Below are 18,472 nucleotides of genomic sequence, written 5' to 3' on the forward strand. Positions count from 1 at the left end.
GGGGTGGCGGGGGGGGGGGGGTGGGGGGGGCCGGCGGGGGGGGGGCGGCGGGGGCGCCCCCCGGCGGCGGGGGCCCCCCCCCCCCCCCCCCCCCCCGGGGGGGGTACCGCCCACGGCGTGGTGACCGGGTGCGCCGGCCCTCACCGGACGCGGATGGTCAGGCCCGCATCGCGTCCAGCGACTTCTTCAGCGCCTTGGGCGCCGTCGGGCTCCGGGGCGCCTCCGGACGGCGGTCGATCATCCGCTGCCCCATCTCCTGCAACTCCTTGCGCCCCATCGACTCGCGCACCTTCGGGAACCACTCCTGCTCCTCCTCCTCGACGTGGTGCAGGACGTTCTCGATGAGGACCGTCGTCTTGGCGTTGAAGTGTTCGTCGTCGGGCTGCATCGAGGACAGCTCGAAGCAGAGCACGTCGGCGACGTGGTGCTCCTCGTACGACTCCAGGATGTGGTCCTCCAGCTCCGGCAGCCGCTCGCGGACCTCCGGGTACATGATCTCGTTCTCCAGCCAGGTGTGCACGGTGAGCGCCTCGAGGATCTGCTTCACCAGCTTCCCGCGCTTGCTGGCCGGTGCGTCCTCGCTGGCCTGGAACTCCTTGAACAGCCGGCGCATCTCCTGGTGGTCCTCTTTGAGCAGCACGATGGCATCGGTGGACATGTGGCAGACCTCCTCGGATCACTTCGAGGTCTGCCCTCCTACCCGGCCGGAACCGGCGGAAACTGCGGGTCAGGCTGATGTCTGCCGCTGCCGCCGACCACGGGTGGGGGAGTCGCCGCGGCCCGGCGTGCGGCGGTGGCCCGCCGGGCCGGGTGTCGCGTCGTACCCTCTCAGGTGTGGCCACGGCGGCGGAGGCGATCCAGGTGGGGCGGCGGACGGTCCGCGTCAGCAGCCCGGACAAGCCGTACTTTCCCGAGCGGGGGCTGACCAAGCTCGACGTGGTGCGCTACTTCCTCGCGGTCGGCGACGGCATCCTGCGTGCGCTGCGGGACCGGCCGACCATGCTCGAGCGGTGGCCGCGCGGCGTGTTCGAGGGCGCGACCATCGCCACCCGGCAGGACAACCGGGGTGACGCGTTCTACCAGAAGCGGGTGCCGGCCGGCGCGCCCGACTGGGTGGGCACCGCGCACATCACCTTCCCCAGCGGACGCACCGCCGACGAGGTCGCTCCGGGGGAGCTGGCCGTGGTGATCTGGGCGGTCAACCTGGGTACGCTGCGCTTCCATCCGTGGCCGGTGACCAGGGCGGACGTGGAGCGGCCGGATCAGCTGCGGATCGACCTCGACCCGCTGCCCGGTGTCGGGTTCGACCAGGTGGTGCCGGTGGCCCACGAGGTGCGCGCCTTCCTCGACGAACTGGGGCTGACCGGCTATCCGAAGACCACCGGCGGGCGGGGGCTGCACGTCTACGTCCCGATCGAGCCGAGGTGGAGCTTCGGCGACTGCCGCCGGGCGGTGCTGGCCCTCGGTCGGGAGATGCAGCGGCGCCGGCCGGACCTGGTCACCACCACCTGGTGGCGTGAGCAGCGGGACCGGCCGGTCTTCGTCGACTACAACCAGATGGCCCGCGACCACACCATGACCTCGGCGTACTCGATCCGGCCGACCCCGGCCGCGCTGGTCTCCGCACCACTGGACTGGACGGAGCTGGACGACGTCCGACCGGAGGACTTCGACGTGACCACCATGCCGGGTCGGTTCGCCGACCGCGGCGACCCGCACGCGGGCCTGGACGAGCGGCGCTTCTCGCTGGAACCTCTGCTGGAGTTGGCCGACCGGGAGGGCCTGGAGTCCCCGCCCGAACGCTGAGCGGGTCATTCCCAGGGGCTGCGCGTCCCGTCGTACTCCTCGAAGACCAGCCAGCTGCGGGTGGCGAGCACTCCGGAGATGCGCTGCACCCGGTCCAGCACCACGTCGCGCAGCGTGGCGTTGTCCGGCGCCCGGACCAGGGCGAGCACGTCGTGCTCGCCGCTGAGCAGCGCCACGTGTTCGACGTAGCGCACCCGGGCCAGCTCCGCCGACACCTCCCGCCAGGTGTTCTGCCTGATCGTCAACGCGATGTACGCCGAGGTGCCCAGGCCGGCCGGTTCCGGGGCGACCCGGGCGGCGAACCCGGTGATCACGCCGTCGCGCAGCAGCCGCTCCACCCGCGCGTACGCGTTGGTGCGCGAGACGTGCACCCGTTCGGCGAGCGTCCGGATGGAGAGCCGACCGTCCCGGGTCAGCTCGTCGAGGATGCGCCGGTCGACCTCGTCGAGGGCGACGGCCGAACGTCCCGTTCCGACCCGTCGGTCCGCCTCGTCGGCGGTCTCCTGGCTCATCGAACCCTCCTCTGGGTGCCATCCATCCCGCGTTCACTGGCCATCTTGAGTCAATCATCCGACAGCAGGAGCATAGGGCCACCACTCGTCCAGGAGGTTCCGCCGTGACCACCACCCCCCAGGCGGCCCGCAGGGCATCTCCGCGCAAGCGGCGGCCGGCGACCCCGACCGCGCCCGACCCCGCCGCCGGCCTGCTGCCCGAGACCGAACCGGTCCGGCTGCTCGACCCGGACGGCACCCTGCTGCCGGCCCGCGCGGACTATCCCGAACCACCCGTCGAGGCGCTGCGCGAGATGTACCGGCGGATGGTCGTCGGCCGGCGCTTCGACGCCCAGGCCACCGCGCTGACCAAGCAGGGTCGGCTGGCCGTCTACCCGTCCTCCCGGGGCCAGGAGGCCTGCCAGGTCGGCGGCGTCCTGGCGCTGCGCGACGACGACTGGGTCTTCCCCACCTACCGGGAGTCGATGGCGCTGACCGCCCGCGGCATCGACCCGGTCGAGGTGTTGACGCTGCTGCGCGGCGACTGGCACTGCGGGTACGACCCCGCGCTGCGGCGCACCGCACCCCAGTGCACGCCGCTGGCCACCCAGTGCGTGCACGCCGCCGGTCTGGCCTACGGGGAGTCGTACCAGGGGCGTGACACGGTGGCCCTGGTCTACATCGGTGACGGCGCCACCAGCGAGGGCGACTTCCACGAGGGGGTCAACTTCGCCGCCGTGTTCAAGGCGCCCGTCGTGTACTTCGTGCAGAACAACAGGTACGCCATCAGCGTCCCGCTGTCCCGGCAGACCGCCGCCCCGTCGCTGGCCTACAAGGGGGTCGGCTACGGCGTACCCAGCGAGCAGGTCGACGGCAACGACCCGGTGGCCGTGCTCGCCGTGCTCACCCGGGCGGTCGCGCACGCGCGCGCCGGCAAGGGACCGTTCCTGGTCGAGGCGCACACCTACCGGATGGAGCCGCACACCAACGCCGACGACGCCTCGCGCTACCGCGACACCGACGAGGTGGAGGCGTGGCGCGACCGCGATCCGCTGGCCCGGTTGGAGGCCTACCTGCGCGGCCGGGACGTGCTCGACGACGCGGCGGTCGCCGAGATCGCCGAGCAGGCCGAGACGTACGCGGCCGACCTGCGGGAGCGGATGAACGCCCAACCCCCGGTCGACCCGCTCAGCCTCTTCGACCACGTCTACGCCGAACCCACCCCACAGCTCGTGGAACAGCGGGAGCAGGTGCGCGCCGAGCTGGCCGCGGCGACGGAGGAGGACGCCTGATGGCCACCATGACCATGGCGAAGGCGCTCAACGCCGCGCTCGCCGACGCGATGCTCGACGACGAGCGGGTGCTGGTCTTCGGCGAGGACGTCGGGCAGCTCGGCGGGGTCTTCCGGATCACCGACGGACTGCAGGCCCGCTTCGGCGACAAACGCTGCTTCGACACCCCACTGGCCGAGGCCGGCATCGTCGGGTTCGCCGTCGGGCTGGCCATGTCGGGGCTGCGGCCGGTGGTCGAGATGCAGTTCGACGCGTTCGCGTACCCGGCGTTCGAGCAGATCGCCTCGCACGTGGCGAAGCTGCGCAACCGCACCCGCGGCGCGTTGAGCGTGCCGATGGTGATCCGGGTGCCCTACGCCGGTGGGATCGGCGGCGTGGAACACCACTGCGACTCCTCGGAGGCGTACTACGCGCACACCCCCGGCCTGAAGGTGGTCACCCCGGCCACCGTCGACGACGCGTACTCGCTGCTGCGGGAGGCGATCGACGACCCCGACCCGGTGGTGTTCATGGAGCCGAAAAAGCTCTACTTCGCCGGCGCCGAGACCGCGCTGCCGACCCGGACCGAGCCGTTCGGCCGGGCGGTCGTGCGGCGGGCCGGACACGACGCCACGCTTGTCGCGTACGGCCCGGCGGTGCCGGTCGCGCTGGAGGCCGCCGAGGCCGCCCGGGACGAGGGATGGGACCTGGAGGTGGTCGACGTGCGCACCATCGTGCCGTTCGACGACGCCACCGTCGCCGCCTCGGTACGCCGCACCGGGCGGTGCGTGGTGGTGCAGGAGGCGCAGGGCTTCGCCGGAGTCGGCGCGGAGATCGCCGCCCGGGTGCAGGAGCGCTGCTTCCACGCGCTGCACGCCCCGGTGCTGCGGGTCTCCGGGCTGGACATCCCGTATCCGGCGCCGATGCTGGAGCACACCCACCTCCCGTCGGTCGACCGGGTGCTGGACGCGGTGGCCCGGTTGCAGTGGGACGACCAGCCCGACCGGCGCTGGCTGACCGAGGGCGGCGCGGCATGACCGAGAAGGTTTTCCTGCTGCCCGACCTCGGTGAGGGTCTCGCCGAGGCGGAGATCGTGCAGTGGCGGGTAGCGGTCGGTGACGTGGTCACCGTGGACCAGACCGTGGTCGAGGTGGAGACCGCCAAGGCCGTCGTCGACGTGCCCTGCCCGTACGCCGGTCGGGTCGTCGCCCTGCACGGCGCCGAGGGTGAGGTACGCCCGGTGGGTCAACCCCTGATCACCGTCGCCGCGCCGGTGAGCGGTCGCGCCGACGGTGGCGAGCCGTCCGGGCACGCGGTCTACCGCGAGGAGGAGCGGGCCGGCTCCGGCAACGTGCTGATCGGGTACGGCACCGGGCACGGCGGTTCCCGCCGGCGTAGGCGACCACGGCTCGCGGCCGGCGTACCTGACGCTTCGGCGGCCCCGCCCGCGCCGGCGGCACGGCAGTCCGGTCCCGGCCTGCCACCGGCGGCGGCCGGTCCGCAGCCGGACCCGTCCGGAGCGGCCCCGCCCCTGGTCATCTCGCCGATCGTGCGGCGGTTGGCCCGGGAGCATGGGGTGGACCTGGCGTCGGTGCGCGGCAGCGGCCCCGGCGGCGTCATCCGGCGGGCCGACGTGGCGGCGGCGGCCGGTGCGGTCACCGCGCCAGCCGTTGTGGGTGCACCGCTGACCGCGGCGTCGGAGCTGCCGGCGACGTCGGCGGAACACCACCCGGCGCCGGCCGGCGCGGCCCGGCCCGGTGCCGAGGACCTGGTCGTCCCGTTGACCGGAATCCGGCGCACCATCGCGGACAAGCTGTCGCGCAGCCGGCGGGAGATCCCCGAGGTGACCATCTGGGTCGACGCCGACGCGACCGCCCTGCTCCAGACCCGGGCCGCGATCAACGCCGCCCGCCCGGACCGACCGGTGAGCATCCTGGCCCTGCTCGCCCGGATCTGTCTGTCCGGGCTGCGTCGCTACCCCCAGCTCAACGCACGGGTGGACACCGAGGGGCAGCGCATCGTCCAGTCCGCCGGGGTGCACCTGGGCATCGCCGCCCAGACCGACCGGGGCCTGGTGGTGCCGGTGCTGCGGGACGCCGAACGGCTCACCACCACCGAACTGGCCGCCGAACTCGCCGCCACCACCGCGGCGGCTCGGGCGGGCGACCTGCCGCCGGCCCGGCTCACCGGAGGAACCTTCACGCTCAACAACTACGGGGTGTTCGGCGTCGACGGCTCGACCCCGATCATCAACCACCCGGAGGCGGCGTTGCTCGGCATCGGCCGCATCGTGGACAAGCCGTGGGTGGTCGACGGGCAGCTCGCGGTCCGCAAGGTGACGCAGCTGAGTCTCACCTTCGACCACCGGGTCTGCGACGGCGGCGTGGCCGGCGGATTCCTGCGGCACGTGGCGGACTGCGTCGAGCAACCCGGGTTGCTGATCGCGGCGGTCTGACGGCTCAGGTCGATCGAGGGCCCGTCCCACCCGGGACGGCGCGCCCTCGATCGACCGCCGTCCGGGTGCGGACGCGTCCGGCCGGATCAGTGGTACGGCGGCGGACATCGCGCCACAGTCGGCCGAGTTTCGCCCGAAACGTCGTCGTTGGCATTTTCCGTTCCCCCCGGTGCGATTACGGAAAAGCCTCTCCAGGCAATGTTTCCCGCTCTTGGTCGAAACCACGGAAACGTCGGTGCCGAGCTGGCGAGAATGTGCGGAGGAAGCGGCGACAACGGGGGGACGCATCATGATGTTTAGGCGGCGACTGACGCTGTTGGCGGTGAGTGTCGCGGCGGCACCGCTGGCGCTTGGCGCGTGCACCGGCGACCGCAGGACCGGGCAGCCAGCCGAGGCGCGAGCAAACCCGGAGCTGTCCGTGACGCCGGCCGAGGGCACCCGCGACGTGCCGGTCACCGGGGAGATCGGCACCGTGGTCAAGCACGGGCGGGTCACCGCCGTGCGGATCACCGACGACAAGGGCACGGCGGTCGCGGCGGAGCCCCGGGAGGACGGTAGCGGCTGGGTGCCGAGCCGGACACTGGAGCCGAAGCGGACGTACACCGCGGAGGTCACCGCGACCGGCGACTCCGGAAAGTCCGTCACCCGCCGGACGACGTTCACGACCCAGCCCAAATCATCCAAACCAGCCATCGTCAGCACTTTGTATTTCGCCGGTGACCGGACGTACGGAACGGCTATGCCGGTTACCGTCGCCTTCGACCCGCCAATTCCCGAAGAGGCGCGGGCGGATGTGCAGCGCCGTTTGTTCGTGAAAACCGATCCGCCGCAGCCGGGCACCTGGTCCTGGGTGTCCGACGGCAGCCAGGTCTACTACCGGGCGCCCGATTTCTGGCGGCCGGGTACGACGATCAAGGTTCGCTCGGCGCTGGAGGGCCTGCCGATCGGCAAGGACAGCGTCGGTGACGCCGACCGGCGGGCCACCTCGAAGATCGGTCGGCAGGTCGAGTTGGAGATCGACAACGCGACCAAGCAGATGTCGGTGATCCGCGACGGCAAGTTGCTGCGCCGGCTGCCGGTCAGTCTCGGCAAGCCGAGCACACCGACCTCCAGCGGCAAGATGGTGATCATGGAGAAGCACGACTTCACCACGTTCGACACCCGGGGCTCGGCCGACCCGTACGTGGTCGACGTCGAGGACGCGCAGCGGCTCACCTGGGGCGGCGAGTTCATCCACGGCGCACCCTGGTCGGAGGGGGATCAGGGCTACACGAACGTGTCGCACGGCTGCACCAACCTGTCGGCCGCGAACGCGGACTGGCTGATGGGTGTCACCCAGGTCGGTGACCTGGTCACCGTCAAGGGCACCGAGGTCTCACTCAACGAGGGCAACGGCTGGACGGCATGGAACGTCAGCTGGGAGCAGTTCGCCAGGGGCAGCGCGCTGCCGGTGCCCGCCGGCCTGCGGCCCACGCCCACCCAGGCGCCGGACCCGGGGGCGGTCGCCGGAGGCTCGCCCGAGCCGCAACCGTCGGCGAGCGGCGGCTGACCGAGGCGTACGCCGGGCCGCCCGCCGTGGGTCGGCCCGGCGTCTGCTCGCGGCTGGTCACCCGGGCCGGGGTTCGTCCCTAGGGTGGAGCCGGTCGGCCTGCGGGTCATGCCCTGGGCTTACCCGGAACCGCCGCTCAGCAGGGTGGAAGTGTCGGTGGTGGGGGATAGGTTCGTCGTATGCGAGAGCGCGAGGAGCGGTTCCACGTCGAGACGACCGTGTCCGACGACGCGGTGTGCGTTCGCGTGGTCGGTGTGATCGACATCGCCACGGTCGCGGCGTTCCGCGCCGCGCTCTGGGCGGCCCCCGCCCGCACCGAGCTGCGGGTGGATCTCTCCGAGGTCCGGCTGCTCTCCGCGGCCGGGGTCCGCACCCTTGTCGCGGCCCGGCTCTGGGTGCGGTCGCAGGGCGGCAACCTGGTGCTGGTCGACCCGCCACCGATGGTGGAGCGGGTGCTGCGGGCCACCGGCCTGGGGCGGGTCATCCCGGTCGTCGAGGGCACGCCGGAGCGGGTGCTCGCCGCGGCGTGAGGCTCGACGCCGCCCAGCCGCCGGTGCCGGCATGCCGGTAGCTGGGTAGCGGGCGTCCGGCGCCGGGCACGGGGCCGGCGCCGGACGCGTGCTGTCAGCGGACGCCGAGCAGGTCGACCACGAAGACCAGCGTCTCGTTCGGCTTGATGACGCCGCCGGCGCCCCGGCTGCCGTACCCGAGGTGCGGCGGGATGGTCAACCGGCGACGACCGCCGACGCGCATCCCCACCACGCCCTGGTCCCAGCCGGCGATGACCCGTCCACCACCGAGCGGGAAGTCGAACGGCTCGCCCCGGTTCCAGGAGGCGTCGAACTCCGCGCCGGTGGAGTGGGACACCCCGACGTAGTGCACCCGGGCCACCTGCCCGGGCTGGGCCTCCGGGCCCTCGCCCACGGTGATGTCCTCGATCACGAGGTCGGCCGGCGGGGCGCCCTCGATCGGGCCGATCTCGGGCTTGCTCGCTGCCTGGTTCATGCGGATTCTCCTGGTGCGTCGGTTCCGGTCAGCACCATCCTGCCGGATGCTCCGGCCCGGTGCGCGACGTGCACCGACGCGGACCGCCGGCGGCCGGACCGGACGGACACGGTGTCGGCGGGCGCCACCGGTGGGTGACGCCCGCCTCGGGGAGGTGATCAGGGTCAGCGGAGCCAGCCGAACCGCTTGACGATCGGCAACCGCGCCCAGGTGCGACCCAGCCCCCAGGTGTCACCGGCGTTGGTCACCGCGATCAGGGCCAGCACGCCGGCGTAGACGAGGTGGTCGTCCATGAAGGGGTTGTTCTCCGGCGGCAGGACGGCCGTCCACATCAGCACCAGCAACAGGCCACCGGTCGCCGCGGCGACGCGCACCCCGATGCCGAGCAGCAGTGCCGTGCCGATGGCGGCCAAGCCGATCATGAAGAGCCAGTCGGCCCAGGCGGCTCCGGCGATGCTGTTGTAGAAGCCCTGGAACGGGCCGGCGGCACCGAAGCTGAGGAAGCCCTTGGTCGGGCTGCCCCCGTTGATCCAGGCGTTCTTCGTCTCGGTGGCGAAGCCCAGGCCGAACACCTTGTCCAGGAAGGCCCAGAGGAAGACCCAGCCGAGCGCCAGGCGGAGCCCGGCGAGCAGCCAGCGGGCGGCCCGGGTACGGAGGTTCTGGTCCTGGCTGGTCTCGGCCACCGGGGTCTCGGCGGCGGTGTTCCGCTCGATCATCGCGGTCATCATGTCCACGTCCCTTCTCTGCTTCGCACCGCGTGTCCCGGTGGCACTTCCATTGGACGTGGGAAGGGCAGGTGGCGATCAGGGCCGGCGGGCCGTTACCGGCCGGGACCTTCGACCCCTGTTCGTCGGGACCGGTGACCGGGACCGGCCGCCACCGGGACGCCCGCCCGGTCAGTGGGCGACGTGCAGGTCGGCCAGTTGCGCGGCCAACCGGGCGGGAGCTTCGGCCAACGAGGGTCCGTACCAGGTCAGGTGCCGGCCGGACACCAGGGCGCAGGGAATCCCGGAGAACGCCTCGGGCCCGTCGTCGCGGGTGAAGCGGTACGGCTCGTCCGGCAACACGACGAGCTCGGGTGCCTGGTCCCGCAGCTGCGGCAGGCTCGGCCGCGGATACCGCTGCGGCTGGTCGGCGTACGCGTTGGCGATGCCGAGCCGCCGCAGCACATCCCCGGCGAACGTGTCGGCGCCGAGCACCACCCAGGGACGCCGCCAGACCGGGACCACCGCGCGTCGGAGCACCGGGGTCGCCGGGAGCGCGGCCCACTCGGCACGAGCCCGGGTCAGCCACCGCGGTTGCCCTACGCAGCCCAGAGCGCGCAGCAGTTCGGCCAGCTCGGCCAGCGCACCGTCCACGGTGCGCGGATAGGTCACCCGGACCGGTACGCCCGCCGCGGCCAGGGCGTCGGCGTCCGCGCGCCGGTTCTCCTCGACGTTGAGCAGGACCAGGTCGGGGCGCAGCGAACGGACCCGATCCAGGTCCGGGTACTTGGTGCCGCCGACCCGTGGTACGTCCAGGTCCGTCGGATGGGTGCACCAGTCGGTGGCGCCGACCAGCAGCCCGGGCAGGGTCGTCGCCACCGCCTCGGTCAGCGACGGCACCAGGGACACCACCCGCACCGTCCACCTCCTCGGCCCGGCCGCCGGGTGGCCGCCGTCGACCATCGTCCGGTCACCGGCGGCCCGCCGGGGGAGCCGCCGGCATGATCGTCATCCTAGACTCGGTCGGCCGGCGGGAGGAGACCCTTGTCGAGCCGGTCGCGCGCCGCGGTTCCGCGGCCGCCGCCGGCCCGCCAGGAGAGGTTGGGAAGGACTCATGGGTACCACGATGGACGGTGACCACGAGCTGGCCCCGGTGCCGGAGAACGCGGGCCGCGGCCCCGTGCTGGTCCGGGGGGAGCAGCGGGTGCACGCCGGCCTGCGCCTGGGTGAGATCGTCCGGCGGCGCCCACCGGGTCTCACGGCCAGCCAGTGGAACACCGCCAGCCGGACGCTGTTCGACCACGTGGTCTGCACGGCGGCGACCGGACGGCCCGAGTTCGCCGTCGAGTTCCACGCTCCGTCGACCGACGCCACCGCCAGGCGGGCCGCGCGGACCACGGAAGCCGTCGCCGCCGCTACCGGGCTGCCGCTGCTGCGGATCGTCTCCACCACCCTGCGTACCGCCGGACACGGGCCACGGATCGTCGCGTACCTCGTCGACGCCCGCCGGTACGCCGCCGGTGCCGCCGGCTCGGACGTGGTGGCCGTCGGATTCCGGGACATCGTGGGCCGACTACCCGACGGGCGCGAAGGCGCGGTCAACGACCTCGGCGCGCTCGCCCGCGTGGAGGCGGTGCAGGCGTACGTGGCGCGCCGACTGGCCGACCCCATCCTGCGCGGGCTGCACGTGCACTGGACGCGAGGTCCGGCCGAGGGTTGGAGCTGGGCCGAGGTGCGTCCGGGCCAACTGCTTGTGGAACGGGTGACTGTGCAGGCGTACGGGCTCTCCTGCGGCGTCGAGCCGTCCCGGTTCGCCGAGGACCTGGCCGTCCTCGCGGTCGGGGAGCGGTTGCGGACGGTCGAGGCGGACGAGCCGCCGTTGCTGCCCCGCGAGGATCTGCTCGCCGACATCCGGCGGCTACGGGACCGCCGTGACGAACTCGTGGGTGACTTCGCCTACGACCATCTGCTGCCCGCGGTGACCGCATCCTGAACGGTGCCGGGCTGGGCGGACGGTGACCAGCCGGGCGCGGAAAGAAACATCGAAAAAAATTCCGCGGCCTTTGAACCGCCGTCGGAGCGGGCCCGTACCTCACCGCGAATGGACAGGAACTCCCCAACCCGCACCGGCAGGCGCGGGAGACGGTGCGGAAAGGGCATCGTCGTTCGTCGACGTGCCACCGGCACGTTCAGGCGGTCACCGTCGAGCGTGCCACCAAGATTCCGTTCGGTCCGTCGAGTCACGAATCAGGAACCGGATCGAGAAGGAGAGCAATTCGATGCGCAGGTCAACCCGGTCGCGCCGACCAACCGGTAACGCGCGGACCAAGCGACTTCTGGCCGTTGGCGCCACGCTCGCTGTCTTCGGCGGCGTCGTCGCCGTGACCCAGATCTCGTCGGCCGGTGACCGACGGTCAAACCAGCAGCAGCGACCGGTGGCGGCCGAATGCGTCGCGCCCAGCCCCGGCGCCACCGCGCCGCCGGCTCGCGGTGCCACCACGACCCGCACCTGGCAGAACGGCCGCTGGGTGGTCAACCACTGGGGCGACGGGCAGCAGACCGTCGAGGAGTGCCAGGAGACCCGCGACGGCACCGATGACGCGACCACCGGCGCCCTCGCGGTGGCCTGCCCGGACGTGGTCAGCCGACTGCCGCAGGTGCCCGACCGGGCCCGCGCCGAGGTCGACCGCAACCTGAACGCGTTGCAGACCCAGATCACCGAGGCCGACGAGCGGCTCGCCAGGGAGGGCGACAGGGGCGAGGGGTTCATCCGTAACGCCATCCTCAACCCGCTGGCCAGCAAGCGTCGGGCGACCCTCGGCCGGATCACGATCGCCATCGACCGCTTCGGCCCCCGGCCGCGCGGCCTCGGCAACCTCGCCACCTGCCAGGTGCAGCCGGTCGACAACAACAACGGCGGCAACAACGGTGGCAACAACGGCGGTGGCAACAACGGCGGCGACAACGGCGGTGGCAACAACAACGGCCTGGATGTGCTGGCGAACAACTGTGACAACAGCCAGCTTCAGGCGCACGACGGTTTCCAGAACGGCAACCGCTGCATCAGCACCGCCTTCGGCGAGGTCGGTGCCGCGGCCAACAACCCGTCGCTGCTGATCACCGACTTCCCGCAGGAGATCAACCGCAACGAGGGCTTCTCGATCCAGGTCAGCACCCGCAACCTCGTTCGGGACCGGTTCCTGCCGGCCGGGCAGGGCGGCTACTACCTGGAGAGCTCGCTGCTCAACGGGCAGGGCCTGACCCGTGGCCACTTCCACACCGCCTGCCGGATGCTGAACAACACCGACGAGGCGCCCGCGCCGGAGCCGGTGCCGGCCTTCTTCGTCGCCACCGAGGACGGTGGCGGCGGGGCCGAGCCGGACCAGGTGACCATCCAGATCCCGGGCCTGCCGGACTCCGGTATCGCACAGTGCGCGGTCTGGGCCGGTGACGGTTCGCACCGCATCCCGATGTCGGAGCGGGCCAACCAGACGCCCGCCTTCGACGCGGTGCGTATCCAGGTCAACTGACAGCGAACACGCGGCGGGGCCGCCCGGAATTCCGGGCGGCCCCGTCACATGCCGGAAAGCCGAGCAAACCTGTGGTAACCCGGCCCCGGGCCGCGACATACCCGACCCAAACCGTTCCGAGCGGTATTCTCGCTGCTCAGCGGTTCTTGTACGCCTCGGTCACCTCGACCGGGATGCGACCCCGCTCGGAAATCTTGTAGCCGTTCTGGATCGCCCATTCGCGGACGGCGCGGTTCTGCTCGCGGTTCATTCCGGGGGTGCCTGAACCGATGGTACGACGTGGGTTACGGCCCGTGTCGGCGGCGCCACGGCCGAGCCGCCGGCCGGCATTGATAAACGGATCCAGCGCCTTGCGCAGGACGCCCGCGTTCTCGTCGGAAACGTCGATGGTGTATGCCACGCCATCCAGGCTGAACTCGACCGTGCGGTCGGCCTTTCCGCCGTCGAGGTCGTCGGTCAGCACCGTGATTACTTGTTTGGCCATCGTGGATTACTCCCTGTGTCTGGCGGGGTGTGCTCAAAGTTTGACTGATCGTCCGCCAATTGCGCAACAAAAGCGCTTCCGGCGGCGGTTCGCGTTTTGCGCGGCATCGGAATCCCCGATTTCGGATCTGCTCCGCGTGGGCACGGCCCGTCGCGGCGGCCGGTCGACGCCGCCGCGGCGGCCGGCGGGCCGTGTGCCGGGTCACACCGAGGAACAACCTGGGCCCGCCGTGACTTGAGCCAGACACGCTCAACCCAACGCGATAGCAGGTGTTCGATGGCAACTCTTCCGGTACTTCCACTGACCGACGCCGTGCTGCTGCCCGGCATGGTCATCCCGGTGACCCTCGACCCGACCACCCAGGCCGCGGTCGACGCGGCCCGGGCCACCGGCGACCGCCGGCTGCTCGCCGTGCCCCGCCTGGACGGCGAGTACGGCTCCGTCGGCGCGATCGCCACGATCGAGAAGGTGGGGCGGCTGCCCAGCGGCGAACCCGCCGCGGTCATCCGTGGTCTGTCCCGTGCCCGCATCGGCTCGGGTGTGCCCGGCCCCGGCGCCGCGCTGTGGGTCGAGGCGACCGAGATCGACGAACCCGCCCCCGCTGGTCGGGCCCGCGAGCTGGCCCGCGAGTACCGCGCGTTGATGACCTCCGTGCTCCAGCAGCGGGGCGCGTGGCAGGTCATCGACGCGATGGAACGGATGACCGACCTCTCCGAACTGGCCGACTCGGCCGGTTACGCCCCCTGGCTCAGCCCGGGGCAGAAGACCGAACTGCTGGCCGCGCCGGACGTGACGGCCCGGCTGGAACTGCTCGTCGGCTGGGTCAAGGACCACCTGGCCGAACAGGAGGTCACCGAGCAGATCAACTCCGACGTCCGCGAGGGGCTGGAGAAGTCGCAGCGGGAGTTCCTGCTGCGGCAGCAGCTCGCCGCGATCCGCAAGGAACTCGGCGAGGACGCCCCGGACGGTTCCGCCGACTACCGGACCCGCGTCGAGGCCGCCGACCTGCCCGAGAAGGTACGCGAGGCGGCGCTGCGCGAGGTCGGCAAGCTGGAACGGGCCAGCGACGCCTCCCCGGAGGCGGGTTGGATCCGTACCTGGCTGGACACGGTGCTGGAGATGCCGTGGAGCACGCGTACCGAGGACAACACGGACCTGGCCGCGGCGCGGGCCGTGCTCGACGCCGACCACGCCGGCCTGGCCGACGTCAAGGACCGCATCCTGGAGTACCTGGCGGTGCGCAACCGGCGGGCCGAGCGCGACCTCGGGGTGGTCGGCGGTCGTGGCTCCGGTGCCGTGCTGGCCCTCGCCGGCCCGCCCGGCGTCGGCAAGACCAGCCTCGGCGAGTCGGTCGCCCGGGCACTCGGCCGGACGTTCGTCCGGGTCTCCCTCGGCGGGACCCGGGACGAGGCGGAGATCCGGGGACACCGCCGCACCTACGTGGGCGCGCTGCCCGGCCGGATCGTGCGGGCGCTGCGTGAGGCGGGCTCGATGAACCCGGTGGTGCTGCTCGACGAGGTGGACAAGGTCTCCGTGGGGTACGCCGGCGACCCGGCGGCGGCCCTGCTGGAGGTGCTCGACCCGGCGCAGAACCACACCTTCCGGGACCACTACCTGGAGGTCGACCTCGACCTGTCCGATGTGCTGTTCCTGGCCACCGCCAACGTGGTGGAGGCCATCCCCGGCCCGCTGCTGGACCGGATGGAACTGGTCACCCTGGACGGGTACACCGAGGACGAGAAGGTGGCCATCGCCCGCGACCACCTGCTGCCGCGCCAGCGGGAGCGGGCCGGGCTGACCGCCGACGAGGTCGACGTGGACGCCGAGGCGTTGGCCCGCGTTGCCGGGGAGTACACCCGCGAGGCCGGCGTACGGCAGCTGGAGCGGGCCCTGGCGAAGATCATGCGGAAAGTGGCCGTGGCCCTGGCCGACGACCCGACGCCGGTCCGCGTCGCCGCCGACGACCTGGTCCGCTACCTGGGCCGGCCGAAGCACACGCCGGAGTCGGCGGAACGCACCGCGACACCGGGCGTGGCCACCGGACTGGCGGTCACCGGCGCCGGGGGAGATGTGTTGTTCATCGAGGCGACGAGCATGGAGGGTGAGCCGGGGCTGACCCTCACCGGTCAGCTCGGCGACGTGATGAAGGAGTCGGCGCACATCGCCCTGTCCTACCTGCGCGCCAACGGCCGCCGCCTCGGCCTGGACCCGAACGCCCTCGCCGGACGGCGGATCCACCTGCACGTCCCGGCGGGCGCGGTGCCCAAGGACGGCCCCAGCGCCGGCATCACCATGGTGACCGCGCTAGCGTCGCTGGCCAGCGGCCGGCCGGTACGCCCCGAGTTCGGAATGACGGGCGAGGTGACCCTCTCCGGCCGGGTGCTGCCCATCGGCGGCGTGAAGCAGAAGCTGCTCGCCGCCCACCGGGCCGGGCTGACCGAGGTGATCATCCCGGCCCGCAACGAGCCGGACCTGGACGACCTGCCCACCGAGGTGCGCGAGGCGCTGACCGTGCACACCCTGGCCGACGTCGCCGACGTCCTCGCCCTGGCGCTGCGCCCGGCCGAGATCGACCCGGCGTCGCTGGGCGGGCAGCGCGTGACGGCCGCCTGACCGTGCTCGCGCCCCCGGTCACCCGACCGGGGGCGCGTCACGGCGAAGCGGCGACGGAGTCTCCGGGTGCGGAGGGGACCGGACTCAGCGGCGGTCGCGGCGGTCGCCGCCGTCGAAGCGGCCCTCGGGACGTCCCTCGCGGTCCCGGCGGACGGTGGCCTTACGGCCCTTGATGGTGCTGCCACGCAGCCCGGCGATGACCTCGTCGGCCACCGCCACGGGCACCTCCACCAGGGAGAACCGATCAGCGATCTCGATCGAGCCGATGTCCCTGCCCCGGACCCCGGTCTCGCCGGTGATCGCACCCACCAGATCCTGCGGGCGTACCCCGGCCCGTCGGCCCACCCCGATGAAGACCTGGGTGGTGCCGGCGGTGCGGGGACGCGCCGGCCGGCGCTCACCCCGGCCCTCGTACCCGGCCGCCCGGCCCTCCCGGGGCGGGCGGACCGCGACCTGCGGGATCTCCTCCTCGGCCTCGTCGGAACCGGGCAGCGTCGCCTCGTGGGCCAGCTTCACCGCGGCGAGCGCCACCTCCATCAGGTCGAACTCGTCGCTCAGCGTCTCGACGATCACCCGGAACGGATCCAGGTCGTCCTCCAGCAGGCTCTCCCGCAGCGCGGCCTGGGTCAGCTCCAGGCGGCGGGTCCGTAGGTCGGCGACCGTGGGAATCTTGTCTATGGTGATCCGCTGGCCGGTGACCCGTTCGATGGTCTTGAGCATCCGGTGCTCCCGGGGCTCGGCCAGGGTGATCGCGACCCCCTCCCGACCGGCCCGGCCCACCCGGCCGATGCGGTGCACGTACGACTCGGGCGCCGACGGCACGTCGAAGTTGACCACGTGGCTGAGCTGCTCGACGTCGAGCCCACGGGCCGCCACGTCGGTGGCGACCAGCAGGTCCGCGGTGCCGGCGCGCAGCCGCCCCATCACCCGGTCCCGCTGTTCCTGGCTCATGCCGCCGTGCAGTGCCTCGGCCCGGTAACCGCGACCGTTCATCGTCTCGGTGAGCCGGTCCACCTCCTCCCGGCTGCGGCAGAACACGATCGCCGCGGTGGGGGACTCGACGTCCAGCACCCGCCCCAGCGCCGCCGGCTTGTGCGCCCGTGCCACCAGGTACGCGCTCTGCCGTACCCGGGGGGCCTCGCCGGCCACCGGCTGCTCGCGGGCGATCAGGATGCGTACCGGGTCGGTCAGGTGCGCTCGGGCCATCCCGTCGATACGCGCCGGCATGGTGGCCGAGAAGAGCACCGTCTGCCGCTGCTCGGGGGCGTGTTCCAGGATCGCCTCGATGTCCTCGGCGAAACCCATGTCGAGCATCTCGTCCGCCTCGTCGAGCACCACCGTGGCGAGGTTGCCCAGCCGCAGCGTGCCCCGGGCGATGTGGTCCAGGGCGCGACCTGGCGTGGCCACCACGACGTCGACCCCGGCGTCCAGCGCCCGCAGTTGCCGACCGATCGGCTGCCCTCCGTAGATCGGCAGCACCCGGGCACCGAGGTCCTTGCCGTAGCGGTGGAACGCCTCGGAGACCTGCACCGCGAGTTCCCGGGTCGGCACCAGCACCAGCGCGACCGGGTCCTCGCCGGCCCGGTCGTCGGGCATCCGCTGCAGCAGCGGCAGGGCGAACGCCGCCGTCTTGCCGGTGCCCGTCGCCGCCTGCCCGAGCAGATCCCGGCCGGCCAGCAGCGGCGGGATCGCCTCCCGCTGGATCGGCGTCGGCTCCTCGTACCCGAGCGCGGCGAGCGCGGCGAGCAGCTCGGGCCGGAGGCCGAGGTCCGTGAAGGCGGGCGGCTCGGTGGACGGGTCGGGCAGTACGGACGTGGAACTCATGGGTCAAGCCTTTCATCACGCCCACCGGTCCGCTGCGGCGACCACCCGAAGATGTGCGCGGGGTCGCCCGAGGCGGCGCGACCACGGACGACGCGGGCTCATCGACAGCTGATCGGCAACCCGGGCGGGGACCTGCGGTGACCTAGCATCGGGTCGTGACAGTCACGGTGCCGGCCGGCGGCCCGCAGGAGGCTCTCCTGCGGCGGGTGATCGCGTACTTCGCGGCCAACGGCGTCGGCGACACGAGTCTGCGTACGCTCGCCGCGGAGATCGGCACCAGCCACCGGATGTTGATCTACCACTTCGGCTCCCGCGAGGGGGTGCTCACCGCGATGGTCGAGGCCGTCTGGCGGACCCAGCAGGAACTGCTCGAATCGCTGCTCCGCGAGGTGATGGACGACCCGTACGACGGCGCCTGGCGGTTCTGGGTCCGGCTCGCCGACGACCGGGCCTTCGCGCCGCTGTTCTTCGAGATGTCGGCGGCGGCGATGCAGGGGCACGGGTGGGCCGATGCGCTGCGCACCTGGATCACTGTCTGGACCGACCAGCTCGGTCGGTTCTTCGAGCAGGTGGGCCACCCGCCCGGGCGGGCACGGACACAGGCGCGGATGGCGATGGCGATGACCCGGGGCGTGCTGTTCGAGTTGGCGCTCACCGGTGACCGGGCAACGGCCGACGCCACCATGGCGGCCTTCCTGGATTCCACGCGTCCGACCAGCCGAGCCGGGTGACCTCTCGCC

17 protein-coding genes are annotated in these 18,472 nt (G+C 72.5%); 10 read left to right on the forward strand and 7 right to left on the reverse strand.

Going from position 1 to position 18,472, the window contains the following annotated elements:
* Nucleotides 1-157: 157 nt before the first annotated feature.
* Nucleotides 158-658 carry a hemerythrin domain-containing protein gene (locus tag V5O40_RS16100; RefSeq protein WP_332906190.1) on the reverse strand — a complete coding sequence of 167 codons (501 nt, stop codon included), beginning with the start codon at nt 656-658 and terminating at the stop codon, nt 158-160.
* Between the two features lie 176 nt (nt 659-834).
* Here V5O40_RS16100 and V5O40_RS16105 point away from each other — a divergent pair, with 176 nt between their 5' ends.
* The gene (locus tag V5O40_RS16105; RefSeq protein WP_332906191.1) at nt 835-1,806 is read left to right on the forward strand and encodes a DNA polymerase domain-containing protein; all 972 of its coding nucleotides are present in this window, start codon (nt 835-837) and stop codon (nt 1,804-1,806) included.
* 5 nt (nt 1,807-1,811) lie between these two features.
* Here the strand turns inward: V5O40_RS16105 and V5O40_RS16110 are convergent, their stop codons facing one another.
* A complete protein-coding gene (locus V5O40_RS16110) occupies nt 1,812-2,318 on the reverse strand; it encodes an Lrp/AsnC family transcriptional regulator (protein WP_332906192.1) in 507 nt (168 codons plus the stop codon).
* A 104-nt stretch (nt 2,319-2,422) separates the two neighbouring features.
* On the opposite strand from V5O40_RS16110, the gene pdhA reads away from it, so the two are divergent.
* From pdhA to V5O40_RS16135, 5 genes are all read left to right on the forward strand, one after another.
* Nucleotides 2,423-3,589 carry a pyruvate dehydrogenase (acetyl-transferring) E1 component subunit alpha gene (gene pdhA / locus V5O40_RS16115; protein ID WP_332906193.1) on the forward strand — a complete coding sequence of 389 codons (1,167 nt, stop codon included), beginning with the start codon at nt 2,423-2,425 and terminating at the stop codon, nt 3,587-3,589.
* The gene (locus V5O40_RS16120) at nt 3,589-4,605 is read left to right on the forward strand and encodes an alpha-ketoacid dehydrogenase subunit beta (protein ID WP_281580839.1); all 1,017 of its coding nucleotides are present in this window, start codon (nt 3,589-3,591) and stop codon (nt 4,603-4,605) included. The genes pdhA and V5O40_RS16120 overlap by 1 nt, the downstream gene beginning before the upstream one ends.
* On the forward strand, nt 4,602-6,023 hold the full coding sequence (locus tag V5O40_RS16125; RefSeq protein WP_332906194.1) for a dihydrolipoamide acetyltransferase family protein: 1,422 nt from the start codon (nt 4,602-4,604) through the stop codon (nt 6,021-6,023). The genes V5O40_RS16120 and V5O40_RS16125 overlap by 4 nt, the downstream gene beginning before the upstream one ends.
* A 289-nt stretch (nt 6,024-6,312) precedes the next feature.
* On the forward strand, nt 6,313-7,572 hold the full coding sequence (locus tag V5O40_RS16130) for a L,D-transpeptidase (RefSeq protein ID WP_332906195.1): 1,260 nt from the start codon (nt 6,313-6,315) through the stop codon (nt 7,570-7,572).
* 179 nt (nt 7,573-7,751) lie between these two features.
* Nucleotides 7,752-8,102, forward strand: coding sequence for an STAS domain-containing protein (locus V5O40_RS16135; RefSeq protein WP_332906196.1), 351 nt, complete (start codon nt 7,752-7,754; stop codon nt 8,100-8,102).
* A 94-nt stretch (nt 8,103-8,196) separates the two neighbouring features.
* Here V5O40_RS16135 and V5O40_RS16140 read toward each other — a convergent pair whose 3' ends face one another.
* From V5O40_RS16140 to V5O40_RS16150, 3 genes are all read right to left on the reverse strand, one after another.
* On the reverse strand, nt 8,197-8,577 hold the full coding sequence (locus V5O40_RS16140; protein ID WP_332906197.1) for an FKBP-type peptidyl-prolyl cis-trans isomerase: 381 nt from the start codon (nt 8,575-8,577) through the stop codon (nt 8,197-8,199).
* A gap of 164 nt (nt 8,578-8,741) precedes the next feature.
* Nucleotides 8,742-9,302, reverse strand: coding sequence for a hypothetical protein (locus tag V5O40_RS16145; RefSeq protein WP_408631891.1), 561 nt, complete (start codon nt 9,300-9,302; stop codon nt 8,742-8,744).
* 171 nt (nt 9,303-9,473) lie between these two features.
* Entirely contained in the window at nt 9,474-10,199 is a 726-nt protein-coding gene (locus V5O40_RS16150) for a helical backbone metal receptor (RefSeq protein ID WP_332906199.1), read from the reverse strand.
* A gap of 196 nt (nt 10,200-10,395) precedes the next feature.
* On the opposite strand from V5O40_RS16150, the gene V5O40_RS16155 reads away from it, so the two are divergent.
* The gene (locus V5O40_RS16155) at nt 10,396-11,274 is read left to right on the forward strand and encodes a PDDEXK family nuclease (RefSeq protein ID WP_332906200.1); all 879 of its coding nucleotides are present in this window, start codon (nt 10,396-10,398) and stop codon (nt 11,272-11,274) included.
* A gap of 442 nt (nt 11,275-11,716) precedes the next feature.
* Entirely contained in the window at nt 11,717-12,811 is a 1,095-nt protein-coding gene (locus V5O40_RS16160; protein ID WP_408631890.1) for a hypothetical protein, read from the forward strand.
* 136 nt (nt 12,812-12,947) lie between these two features.
* On the opposite strand, the gene V5O40_RS16165 is transcribed toward V5O40_RS16160, so the two are convergent.
* Complete coding sequence (locus V5O40_RS16165) at nt 12,948-13,295, reverse strand: histone-like nucleoid-structuring protein Lsr2 (protein ID WP_164447337.1); 348 nt, start codon at nt 13,293-13,295, stop codon at nt 12,948-12,950.
* A gap of 276 nt (nt 13,296-13,571) precedes the next feature.
* Here V5O40_RS16165 and lon point away from each other — a divergent pair, with 276 nt between their 5' ends.
* On the forward strand, nt 13,572-15,908 hold the full coding sequence (lon, locus tag V5O40_RS16170; RefSeq protein WP_332906202.1) for an endopeptidase La: 2,337 nt from the start codon (nt 13,572-13,574) through the stop codon (nt 15,906-15,908).
* Nucleotides 15,909-15,992: 84 nt separating this feature from the next.
* On the opposite strand, the gene V5O40_RS16175 is transcribed toward lon, so the two are convergent.
* Complete coding sequence (locus V5O40_RS16175; RefSeq protein ID WP_332906203.1) at nt 15,993-17,732, reverse strand: DEAD/DEAH box helicase; 1,740 nt, start codon at nt 17,730-17,732, stop codon at nt 15,993-15,995.
* A gap of 155 nt (nt 17,733-17,887) precedes the next feature.
* Here V5O40_RS16175 and V5O40_RS16180 point away from each other — a divergent pair, with 155 nt between their 5' ends.
* Nucleotides 17,888-18,463, forward strand: a complete 576-nt coding sequence (locus V5O40_RS16180; protein ID WP_332906204.1) for a TetR/AcrR family transcriptional regulator — start codon at nt 17,888-17,890, stop codon at nt 18,461-18,463.
* Nucleotides 18,464-18,472 lie beyond the last annotated feature (9 nt).

This window comes from Micromonospora palythoicola (assembly GCF_036689795.1).
Classification (GTDB): Bacteria; Actinomycetota; Actinomycetes; order Mycobacteriales; family Micromonosporaceae; genus Micromonospora; species Micromonospora palythoicola.